At 72.6% G+C, this 11007-nt stretch carries 7 protein-coding genes and 2 pseudogenes; 6 read left to right on the forward strand and 3 right to left on the reverse strand.

Going from position 1 to position 11007, the window contains the following annotated elements:
* The first annotated feature begins 7 nt into the window (after positions 1–7).
* A complete protein-coding gene (locus C3489_RS25410) occupies positions 8–913 on the forward strand; it encodes an ADP-ribosylglycohydrolase family protein (protein ID WP_103784382.1) in 906 nt (301 codons plus the stop codon).
* A 352-nt stretch (positions 914–1265) separates the two neighbouring features.
* On the opposite strand, the gene C3489_RS25415 is transcribed toward C3489_RS25410, so the two are convergent.
* A complete protein-coding gene (locus C3489_RS25415) occupies positions 1266–2813 on the reverse strand; it encodes an MFS transporter (protein WP_103784383.1) in 1548 nt (515 codons plus the stop codon).
* 184 nt (positions 2814–2997) lie between these two features.
* Here C3489_RS25415 and C3489_RS25420 point away from each other — a divergent pair, with 184 nt between their 5' ends.
* The 3 genes and pseudogenes from C3489_RS25420 (at position 2998) to C3489_RS25430 (ending at position 5088) form a co-directional block, all read left to right on the forward strand.
* Positions 2998–3621: a TetR/AcrR family transcriptional regulator gene (locus C3489_RS25420; RefSeq protein ID WP_103784384.1), complete on the forward strand. Its 624-nt coding sequence runs from the start codon at positions 2998–3000 to the stop codon at positions 3619–3621.
* 80 nt (positions 3622–3701) lie between these two features.
* Positions 3702–4403, forward strand: coding sequence for a ribonuclease HII (locus C3489_RS25425; protein ID WP_103784385.1), 702 nt, complete (start codon positions 3702–3704; stop codon positions 4401–4403).
* Positions 4404–4471: 68 nt separating this feature from the next.
* Positions 4472–5088, forward strand: a pseudogene (locus C3489_RS25430) (hypothetical protein).
* 417 nt (positions 5089–5505) lie between these two features.
* Here the strand turns inward: C3489_RS25430 and C3489_RS25435 are convergent.
* Positions 5506–6126, reverse strand: a complete 621-nt coding sequence (locus C3489_RS25435; RefSeq protein WP_103784386.1) for a hypothetical protein — start codon at positions 6124–6126, stop codon at positions 5506–5508.
* Between the two features lie 303 nt (positions 6127–6429).
* Positions 6430–8595, reverse strand: a complete 2166-nt coding sequence (locus tag C3489_RS25440) for a RecQ family ATP-dependent DNA helicase (RefSeq protein WP_103784387.1) — start codon at positions 8593–8595, stop codon at positions 6430–6432.
* A 293-nt stretch (positions 8596–8888) separates the two neighbouring features.
* Between C3489_RS25440 and C3489_RS25445 the strand changes: the two genes are divergently transcribed.
* Both C3489_RS25445 and C3489_RS39085 read left to right on the forward strand, forming a co-directional pair.
* Positions 8889–10352, forward strand: a complete 1464-nt coding sequence (locus C3489_RS25445; RefSeq protein WP_374936778.1) for a DUF4192 family protein — start codon at positions 8889–8891, stop codon at positions 10350–10352.
* 412 nt (positions 10353–10764) lie between these two features.
* Positions 10765–11007 (forward strand): annotated as a pseudogene (locus C3489_RS39085) (hypothetical protein); the annotation flags it as partial.

Below are 11007 nucleotides of genomic sequence, written 5' to 3' on the forward strand. Positions count from 1 at the left end.
CAGGGCGATGACCGCTGATTCCTCTTTCGACGGGCGCCTGGTTCGCGCCCTGGCAGCCCTGCGCGGACTGGCGGTGGGGGACGCTCTGGGCTCCCAGTTCTTCGTGCCCGCGAACTATCCGCTCCTCAAGCGCCGGGAACTGCCGGCCGGGCCGTGGCAGTGGACCGACGACACGGAGATGGCCTGCTCGGTCGTCGCCGTCCTCGCCGCCCACCACCGCATCGACCAGGACGCCCTCGCCCTCTCCTTCGCCGAGCACCACGACTTCGACCGCGGGTACGGACCCGCCGTCAACCGTCTGCTGCGGCTGATCCGCGAGGGCGGCGACTGGCGCGAGCTGTCATCGGCCCTCTTCCAGGGGCAGGGCTCCTGGGGCAACGGCGCGGCGATGCGCATCGCGCCGCTGGGTGCCTGGTACGCCGACGACCCGGAGCAGGCGACCCACCAGGCGGAGATCTCCGCCTATCCGACGCACCAGCACCGCGAGGCCGTGGTCGGTGCCATGGCCGTGGCCGCGGCCGCCGCGCTGGCCGCCGCTCCGGGCGGTCCGCCCGGCCCCGAGGCGCTGCTGGACGCAGTCGTCTCCCTCATCCCCAAGAGCGCCGTGGGCCAGGGCCTGCGACGCGCCCGGGACATGCTCGACTACGGCGACGCGGCCACCGTCGCCGCGGTGCTGGGATGCGGTCGGCGTACCAGCGCCCATGACACCGTGCCCTTCGCGCTCTGGTCCGCCGCGCGGTCCCTGGGCGACTTCGAGGAGGCGTTCTGGACCACCGCTCAGGTCGGCGGCGACGTGGACACGACCTGCGCCATCGTGGGCGGGGTGCTGGCCGGAGGCAAGGCGGGGGGCCCTCCTGCGGCCTGGCTGGAGCGGACCGAGGCTCTGCCTGAGTGGGTGCCGGCCTCCGCCTGAGCGAGCGGGGTGTCAGGCGTAATCGGGAGCGTGGAAACTCTCCGTGTCGGCCGGGAACTCTGCGTGATCGAGCCTCGTTGTCTCCACAGTTGCTGCGGTGACGCCCGCCGGATGTGCCTGCGGGTGGGTGAGCTCGGTCGAGGGGAGGGTGGTCGTCGTGCGGATGCCGGTCTTCGTACTGCTGTCGTCCCTGCTGGTCGGCCTGCGGTCGCTGCTGCCCCCACCGTGGGGGCAGCGCGGGCGCCGGGAGCGGCGGCGGGCGGACGGGGTGCGGATGGCCGGACCGGCGTCCCCGCCGTCGGTCCCCCGGGCGCGGTGCGGCCATCCGCGGTCCTGTGCGGGCCCTTGCGCGTCAGGCCATCGGTCCGGCCGTGCCCGCCAGCGCCTCCAGGTCGCTCTTGCGCACCCGGATGGCCACCCACGCGGTGACCAGGGCCAGCGCGGCCATGGCCGTGGCCGGGACGAAGGCCGAGGAGATGCCGTGGGCGAGCACCTCGTGCCCCCACGGGGCCGGCAGCTGGTGCGACCTGGCGAACTCCGCCTTCTGCTCCGCCGTGCCGCCGGTGAGGAAGTCCGGCAGCTGCTTGCTCGCCTCGTCCTTGCTGGCCGAGCCGAACACGGTGGTCAGGATCGACAGGCCGAGCGAACCGCCGACCTGCTGTGTGGCGTTCAGCAGGCCCGACGCGGCACCCGCCTCGTGCGAGGCGACACCGGACACGGCGGTGATCGTCACCGTCACGAAGTTCAGGCCCATGCCGAAGCCGAAGACCAGCATGGGGCCGAGGACGCCGCCGGCGTATGTGCTGTCCGGGCTGATCAGCGTCTGCCAGGCCAGCCCGACGGTCATCAGTGCCGATCCGGCGAGGAGGAACGCCTTCGGGCCGAGGACCGGCAGGAAACGCTGTGCCAGGCCCGCGCCGACCGCGATCGCGACCGTGACGGGCAGGAAGGCGAACCCGGCCTCGATCGGGCTGTAACCGAGCACGTTCTGCACGAACAGCACGATGTAGAAGAACATCCCGAACATCGCCGCCGCCAGGCACAGCATGATCACGTAGGTGCCCGAGCGATTGCGGTCGGCGAACATCCGCAACGGGGTGATCGGTTCCTTCGCCCGCCGTTCGGTGAACACGAAGGCCACCAGCAGCACGAGGGCCGCGACGAACGAGCCGACGGTCAGACCGTCCCGCCAGCCCTCCTCCGCCGAGCGGATGAAGCCGTACACCAGGGCGGCCATGCCGACCGTCGAGGTCAGAGCCCCGACGATGTCGAAGCGCCCCGGGTGCCGCTCGGACTCGTTGATGTACAGCGGCGTCAGTACGGCGATCAGCACACCAATGGGCACATTGACGAACAGCACCCACCGCCAGTCCAGCCATTCGGTGAGCATGCCACCGGCCAGCAGGCCGATCGCGCCGCCGCCCGCGGAGACGGCGGCGAAGACGCCGAAGGCCCGGTTGCGCTCGGGGCCCTCGGGGAAGGTCGTGGCGATCAGCGCCAGCGAGGCGGGCGACGCGATCGCGCCACCCACGCCCTGCAGGGCCCGAGCGGCCAGCAACTGCCACGGTTCCTGCGCCAGCCCTCCCAGCAGCGAGGCGAAGGCGAACAGCAGGATGCCGGTCATGAAGACGCGGCGCCGGCCGAGGATGTCACCGGCGCGCGCGCCGAGCAGCAGAAGGCCGCCGAACGTGAGTGTGTACGCGCTGACGACCCAGGTCAGGTCGGTGGTGCTGAAGCTGAGTGCGTCTTGAATGTGCGGAAGCGCGATGTTCACAATCGTCGCGTCGAGTACCACCATGAGTTGGCAGGCCGCGATGACAGCGAGTGCGATTCCGGGATGCCCCTCCCGGCGAGCCGCACCTGGTTTCTGGTCCTGGACGAGTTGAGAGGTTGTGGCCATGGGTCCCCCACAAGAGCCTTAGTGAACGATTCCGTTCACTGTCGCGCTCCACGGTAGTGAGTCCCTCATAGAGAACGCAAGCGTTCACTTAATGAGGTGGCCCCAGGCGTGTCCCCCGCCGTTGCCGCGTCGCGCACACCGATTCCCCGACACACCCGCTCTCTGAGTCCGCTGGAGACACTGGATGGTTACCTCGCGCTGGACGACCGCCTCTGCCCGGGCGGCCGCCCCCCGTCGGCGCGGCGCCGTGCTCGAACGCGCGATCCTCGACGCCGCGCTGGAGCAGCTCGGCACGGTCGGCTGGAAGGGCCTCACCATGGAGGGCGTCGCCGCCGGCGCCCAGACCGGCAAGGCCGCGGTCTACCGCCGGTGGCCGTCCAAGGAGGATCTGGTCGCCGACGCCCTCCAGGCCGGGCTGCCGCGGCTGGGCGGGCCACCGGATCTGGGGGGCATCAGAGAGGACCTGCTGGCGCTGTGCCGGCAGGCGCGCGACGCCATGTTCTCGCGCCCGGGCACCGCACTGCGATCAGTGATTCACGAATGCGATCCGACGCAGGCCGAGCGCTTCCACACGGTCATCGTCGAGGGTGTGGTCCGGCCCATGCTGGAACTCCTGCGCGAGACCGTCGAGCGGGGTATCGAGCGAGGTGAGGTGCGAGCCGACGCGGTGAACAGCTATGTCCTCGACGCCGTTCCGGCCATGATGATGTACCGCAACAAGATGTGCGCCAGCGAATGGAACGACCAGGAGATCGAGGAGATGGTCGACCAGTTGATGCTTCCGCTGCTGCGCCCGGGCGGCGCCTGACGGCCGGCCGCGGGCGGTCGCCGGCCGGAGGGGGACCGGGGTGTCGCTCAAGGATCACGGCGGCGTACGCTAAGGGCGCCATGCCGTACGAAGCACCTACTCACACCGTCGAGCGCTCCCTGCGCGCCACGACCGGAGCGAAGGTCATCGCCGGTGTCGACGAGGTGGGGCGCGGCGCCTGGGCCGGTCCCGTCACCGTCTGCGCGGCGGTCACCGGACTGCGCAGGCCCCCCGAGGGACTCACCGACTCCAAACTGCTCACCGTCAAACGACGCACGGAGCTCGCGGAAGCGCTGCAGAAGTGGGTGACGGCGTACGCCCTGGGGCACGCCACCCCGGAGGAGATCGACGACCTGGGGATGACCGCCGCGCTGCGGCTGGCCGCGGGACGGGCCCTGGAGGCCCTGCCCGTGCGTCCCGACGCGGTGATCCTCGACGGGAAGCACGACTACCTCGGCACACCGTGGCGGGTTCGCACGGTGATCAAGGGGGACCGTTCGTGCGTGGCGGTCGCGGCGGCCTCGGTCATCGCCAAGGTCCAGCGCGACAAAATGATGGCCGAACTGGGTGTCGAGCATGCACACTTCGGTTTTGCGGACAATGCCGGGTATCCCTCCCCCGTGCACAAGGCCGCACTGGCGGAGTGGGGACCCACCCCCCTCCACCGGTTGTCGTGGGCGTATCTTGATGCGCTGCCCCAGTGGCGGCATCTCAAGAAGGCCCGCAGCTGGGCGGACGGAAGTGTTCCGGAGATCGAGGGCCAGCTCGGCTTCGATTTCTGACGGTTCCGCTCGCACTCATGTGCCACCCGTTCACGTGAGCCGCACCAACGTTTGATAAATATCAGCCCATGCCTCTCATTCCCGAGGAGCCTCAGATTCACGAGAGTGCCCAGGGTCCCCGCGCCACTCCGGCCAGTGGCCGTACCGCGCCGACCCCCGCCCCGTACCCGGCCCCCGCCCCGCGGCTCCGGCCCGCCCCGGCCGTCCCGGGCCGCTCCGGCCCATGCCTCCGGTGCAGCGCACGCCCCGTGAGGCGGCTCCGGCCCACCCCGCTCCGGCTGCTGCCGCCCCGGCGACGCCGCAGATCCAGCTGATCCCGGCTTCGATCGAGGGTGCCCTCGACGCTGCCGAGGAGGCCGTGGACCTGCTGTTGGACTCCGGTCGTGCTCCCGGTGACGTGCTGGTGATCACCACCGGCGAGTCGCACCCGTGGGCCGCCCACGAGCTCTCCTTCGGCGAGACCTCCTACTGGGCCCAGCACGACGCACGTGACGACGTCTTCTACGCGGACGCCGCCGTCGCCGGACGCGCCGCCACCCGGCCGGTGGTCGTCGTCGCCCTCAACGGGGGGACCGACGCCGCTGCCGCCACCGCCCTGTCCGCCGCGCACACCAAGGCCGGCGCCCTGCTGATCGTCTGCGGCGACCCGCAGAAGATCAACGCGGTGCTGGGCACGGGGGTCTGACGGGCCGCGGTGCACCGTTTCCGGCCGTGTGGTCGCCCGGAGCTACGGGTTGCTTCTCGGTCCCCGTGGCGGTCCGGAGCGACGGGCCGGTCGGTGGTCGACGGCTGCCGAGCGATCCCTTCGCCGGTCCTTCGCGGGGTGAGGTCACCGTGTGGCTCAGTCCTGCCCGTGGGTGGCCCGGACTGGTGGACTGCCCCCAGCGCCAAGCCGTTCCGGCCGGGGTCGCATGCGGTTGGGCTGGGGTCGTCGTGCGATCGAGTCCCGGCTGTCGTACGGGCCCCGGGTAGCCCGGCACGCGCTGTGGCCGGGCCCGGCGCAGGAACCCGGCAGGGGAGTGGTGCGTGCCCGGCCGGTGGGGCCAGCGGGCGCGCTTGAGGGCGGCGAGAATCCTCGGGGGCTCCCGTCGGGCAGGCCGCCTCAGCGGGCCGCCGCCCGGCGCAGGATCTCCGAGGCGACACCGCCGGTGCGAGGCAGCGGCGGCGGTGCTTCCGCCGTGGCGAAGGGCTCCGGCGCCGAGTCGGCGTGGGGGCGGCGTCCGCCGCGTCCTTCGCCGAGGACCTGCCAGCCGTCACGCGTCAGGGTGATGTACGCCCCGCAGCGCAGTCCGTGCAGGGTGCAGGCGTCACGCAGACCCCACATCCAGGCACCGTCCTCCTCCGTCCAACGCGCGTCGCCGTCACGGCAGTACAGCAGCACCGCGGTCCGCACCGGCGTGCGGCGCCGCAGGTCGTGCGGGATCACCCGGCGCAGCTGGGACAGCAGCGCGTTGCGGAACTGCCAGCCGTCCGCCGGTGAGGGCCGGCGGGTGAAGGACGCGCTGGCCCGCAGTCGCTCGTCGGGGTCCAGGACGGCCACGACGGCGGTCGACGGCCCGGGCCGGTGCCGGGCGTGCAGTCCACTGACGACTTCCCTGGGGTTGCGCAGCAGAGGAATGCCCGCGGCGGCCCACTCGGCGGGTTCGAGCATGCGGCTGGCGGAAGCGGCGGACGCGGACGTCGACAAGGATGCCGCCGAGGACGGAGCGAATCCGAAGGTCACGATCCTCCCTTCGGCTACGCGCCCACACTGCGGGCGAGTCGGATTCGGGGGAGCCCACGCCGCAGCAGAGCCCTACCGGACCACGGACGAGCCGCGCGGGGAGCGGACTTCAATTCTTCCTGTCGAACTTGGATGCGGCAACGAGCAATTGGGGCCGCAGACCGGAATGCGCGGGTCTGGGGCTTATATCTCAGCGCTGTATTTCTTCCCCTGTCTCTGCCTGGTGATTCACCCCCGGCCGACACACGTGGCGGCGGCTGGGCGGCAGCCGTGGTCGGGCCGAGGACGAGGTTCGACCGGGCGTCAGCCCTGCACCGCCAGCACGAGCGGCAACACCCCCGGCGCACCGGCCCGTCGAAGCAGCCGCGCGGCGACCGCCAGCGTCCATCCGGTCTCCGTGACGTCGTCGACGAGGAGGACGGGGCCCTCGGCCTGCCCGAGGGCGGTGGCCAGGGCGGGCGGCACGGTGAGCGTGCCGGTGAGTGCCTTCAGGCGCTGGGCGCTGTTGCTGCGCGCGACCGGCGCGGCATCCGGCACGTACTCGACCGACCCCAGCAGCGGCAGCCGCCCGACGTCCGCGATCCGTGCGCCCAGCGAACCGATCAACTGCGGCCGGGTGCGGGAGGCGAGCGTGACCACGCCGACCGGACGAGGCGGGGCGTCCGCCGAGCCGGACGCCCAGCCGCCGGGGCCCTTGGCCCAGTCGGCCAGCATGCCGATCACCGCCTTCGCCACATCGTCCGGAACGGGCCCGTCGGGTGCCTGCGGCGCCAGCAGTGGGCGCAGGCGGTTGCCCCATCCGATGTCCGAAAGGCGACCCAACGCCCTGCCCGGCGCAGCCTGTTCACCGGCGGGAATGCGACCCTTGAGGTCGATGCCGATCGACGGAAGGCCCGTCGGCCACATGCGTCGCGGCTCCACCTCGACACCGGCCCGGCCCAGGTCGACGCGGGCGGCGTCCACGGCGGACGACGAGGTGTCGGCCGTGAAGCGAGGCCCCGCGCAGTTGTCGCAGCGGCCGCACGGCTTGGCGCCCTCGTCGTCCAGTTGCCGCTGCAGGAACTCCATACGGCAGCCCGTCGTCGCGGCGTACTCGCGCATCGCCTGCTGTTCCGCGGCGCGCTGCCGCGCGACCCACGCGTAGCGCTCCGTGTCGTAGGTCCACGGCCGACCGGTGGCGGTCCAGCCCCCCTTGACCCGCTTCACCGCCCCGTCCACATCGAGGACCTTCAGCATCGTCTCCAGCCGGGACCGGCGCAGCTCCACCAAGGGCTCCAGCGCCTGCAGGGACAGGGGCCGCTCCGCGTGCGCGAGGACGTCGAGCGTGCGCCGCACCAGATCCTCCGAGGGGAAGGCGAGCGAGGCGAAGTACTGCCAGATCGCCTCGTCCTCCTTGCCCGGCAGCAGCAGCACCTCGGCATGCTCCACCCCGCGCCCGGCGCGGCCGACCTGCTGGTAGTAGGCGATGGGGGAGGAAGGGGAACCCAGGTGGACCACGAAGCCGAGGTCGGGCTTGTCGAAGCCCATGCCGAGCGCGGACGTGGCGACCAGGGCCTTCACCTTGTTGCCGAGCAGATCGTCCTCGGCCTGCTGGCGCTCGGCGTTCTCGGTCCGTCCGGTGTACGAGGCGACGGCGTGGCCGCGTTGCCGCAGGAACGCGGTGACCTCCTCGGCGGCGGCCACGGTGAGCGTGTAGATGATCCCGGAGCCCGGCAGCTGGTCGAGGTGGTCGGCGAGCCAGGCCATGCGGTGCGCGGCGTCCGGCAGCCGCAGCACGCTCAGGGTCAGGCTCTCCCGGTCCAACGGGCCGCGCAGCACCAGGGCGCCGGCCGTGTCACCCGTGCCGAGCTGTTCGGCGACATCGGCGGTCACCCGGGCGTTGGCGGTGGCCGTGGTCGCCAGCACCGGCACTCCCGCGGGCAGGTCCGCGAGCATGGTCCGCAGACGGCGGTAGTCCGGCCGGAAGTCGTGTCCCCAGTCGGAGATGCAGTGCGCCTCGTCCACGACGAGGAGCCCGGTGGCGGCCGCCAGCTCGGGCAGCACCCGGTCGCGGAAGTCGGGGTTGTTCAGCCGCTCGGGGCTGACCAGAAGCACATCGACCGCACCGGCGGCGATCTCGTCCTGGACGGTCTCCCACTCCTCGGTGTTGGCGGAGTTGATCGTCCGGGCGTGGATGCCGGCCCGGGCCGCCGCCTCCACCTGGTTGCGCATCAACGCGAGGAGCGGGGACACGATGACCGTGGGCCCGCTTCCCCGGGCCCGCAGCAGCGACGTCGCCACGAAGTAGACCGCGGACTTGCCCCACCCCGTGCGCTGCACGACCAGCGCCCGGCGTCTGTCCGCGACCAGGGCCTCGATCGCCCGCCACTGGTCCTCGCGCAGCCGTGCCGCGCCGGTGGGGTCTCCGACCAGACGGGCGAGGACCGCGTCGGCAGCCGTCCGCAGATCCGCGTTGCTCGTGTGCTCCATGCCTCCATCCAACCGGACGCCACTGACAATCCGGGCGTGACGGGTGGACGGACCTGCCGGACGAGGCGGTCACCGCGCATCCGGTCCGCTCCTCGGTGCCTGCCCGGAGGCCTCCTCGCAGCGCGCCCGGGATGGCTTGACGTGGCCCTGCCCAGAATTATCCACAGCCCCAAGCGGAACATCGAAATCCGCGAGATCGTCTGCGCATGACGAATCACGGCGAAACCACTGGTTCCTTCGAAAACGACGCCTTCCGCCACCTTGTCGGGCCCATGGGGCGAGAAGACCGTCCCGTGCACCAGGTGACCTTGCGCACCCCCGCCGAACTGGCCGACGCGCTGCCGTACCTGCTCGGCTACCGCCCCGAGGACAGCATCGTCCTGGTCGCCCTCTACGACCACGGCGGGCGGGGCCGGTTCGGCGGCCGCGCCCGCCTCGGGATTCCCCGCAACAGCGACGACTGGGAGTCCGTCGCGGGCGAGCTGACCCGAGGACTGATCACCGGAAGCCGCCGACGAGGTGCCCCACCGGAGCAGATGATCGCCTTCCTCTGCCAGGAGCCCGCGCGCGGTGAGACGGGCCGCCAGGTCAAGGAGCGGCTGCAGCCCCTCGCGCAGGAACTCCGCACCAAGTGCGGGGAGCTCGACGTGCCCGTGACCGAGGCACTGTGCATCTCGGACGGCCGTTACTGGTCGTACGTCTGCGAGCGTGAGGAGTGCTGTCCCTCCGAGGGCAGGCCGATGGGACTGCCCGGTACCTCCGTCCTCGCCGCCGCTGCCGCCTACGCGGGAGTGCGGGTCCGCAGTTCCCTGGGCGAGCTGAGGGGACGCCTGCTGCCGTGGGAGACACCCGCAGCCCTGGAACAGGAGGTGGCTCTGGACACCACGAGCATGGCGCTGGTCCCCAGGATCATCGACGGCACGGGCCGCCTGCGGGTCGCCGAGGACACCGTCGCGCTGGCCGAACGCGTCATGCGCCGCCTCGCGGCAGCGCCTCCGGTGTCCGGCATCCTCGCCGAGGACCGTCGCGACGACGAACTGCTCGGCCACGATGAGGCCGCGGCCCTGATCCTCGGGCTGCAGGACCGCACCACCCGTGACCGGCTGGCCGAGTGGATGGAGGGCGACGAAGCCGAGCCCGCCCTCCGCCTGTGGCGTGCGCTCGCTCGTCGATGCGTCGGCCCCTACGGCGAGCACGCCGCGGCACCCCTCACCCTCGCCGGCTGGGTCGCCTGGTCGACGGGCGACGAGGTCGAGGCCCGGGAAGCCCTCGCCATGGCGCTCGCGGCGGACCCGGCCTACCTCTTCGCCCGGCTCCTCCACCAGGCCGTCGACGAAGGGCTGGACCCCGAGTCGGTCCGGCGCTGTCTGCGCTCGGAACGCGACGGACGCGCGCGTGAGGCGGCCTCACGGGAGCACGCCGACGCCGCGGGAGCCGAGGAGGCGGTGGGAGTCACGGAGGGCGTGGAAGCGGTGGGAGTCGAGGAAGCGGTGGCAGCCAAGGGGGCCGAGGAACCGGCGAACGCCGCCCGTCCCCTTCCCGGTGCCGAGTCGACCCCGCCCTCGGCTGCCGGCTCCGCTGCCGCCGGCCGACGACGCCCTATGGGAGCCCGACGCGGCGGAGCCGGTACCCACCCGCGGTCCTCCCGCCCCGGCGGTGCACGCCCGGGTGCCGCAGCCAGGACGCATGGCCGACGGCGGGCCGCCGGCGCGGACGGCACGTTGCCGACCGGCCAGGACGGCGAGGGGGAAGCGTGAGGGGACGCGGACGCCTCGTCCGGAGCCCCCGAAGCCACGGGGGAGCCGGCCGGACCAGGGGCGGCACCAGGGCGAACCCGAGTGCGCCGGAGTGTCGATCGGCGTCCACCAGGAACCGAGGGGCGCATCACGAGACGGGTTACCTCCGCCTCACGCCGGAGCCACTCCAATGCGGGCGTGACCCCGGTGACGCCTGCCCCGTTCACCTGAGTGGCGGAACGCCAGGGCCAGGTGCGCCGCCGCACCGAACCCGCTCCGCCGCAGCCCTCCACCCGGCGCCGAGCAAGCCCGAGGCGCACCGCGCGCAGAAGAGCCACCGCATGCAGCAGCCCACTCCGCCCTCCGCCGCCCCGCCGACAGCACCCACGGCCCCGTCGCCTGGTTCACCCCGGAGCCCCCCCACCACAGCCCCGTGACCCCGCTCAACGTCACGATCGCCACGCCACACCCGGGCCCCGCCGCCCCGGGGACCGCCCACCACGCACGCCCAGCGGGCACACGGCTCGCCACCCCACCCGGCAGGCCCAGCACCGTCGCACCCGCCGCGCCCACCCCCGCCCGCGACACCGTGCCGCCCGCCACCCGTGACGCCGTGCCGCTTCACGCCCACGATGCGCCGCTTCCCACCCGCGAGGCCGTGCCGACCCCCTTCCGA

The sequence above is a fragment of the Streptomyces sp. Ru71 genome (assembly GCF_002920535.1).
Classification (GTDB): Bacteria; Actinomycetota; Actinomycetes; order Streptomycetales; family Streptomycetaceae; genus Streptomyces.

Excerpts from the sequence above, each read along its gene's own strand:
- C3489_RS25410 (WP_103784382.1), top strand. The coding sequence starts at position 8 with ATGACCGCTGATTCCTCTTTCGACGGGCGCCTGGTTCGCGCCCTGGCA.
- C3489_RS25415 (WP_103784383.1), bottom strand. The coding sequence starts at position 2,813 with ATGGCCACAACCTCTCAACTCGTCCAGGACCAGAAACCAGGTGCGGCT.
- C3489_RS25420 (WP_103784384.1), top strand. The coding sequence starts at position 2,998 with ATGGTTACCTCGCGCTGGACGACCGCCTCTGCCCGGGCGGCCGCCCCC.
- C3489_RS25425 (WP_103784385.1), top strand. The coding sequence starts at position 3,702 with ATGCCGTACGAAGCACCTACTCACACCGTCGAGCGCTCCCTGCGCGCC.
- C3489_RS25440 (WP_103784387.1), bottom strand. The coding sequence starts at position 8,595 with ATGGAGCACACGAGCAACGCGGATCTGCGGACGGCTGCCGACGCGGTC.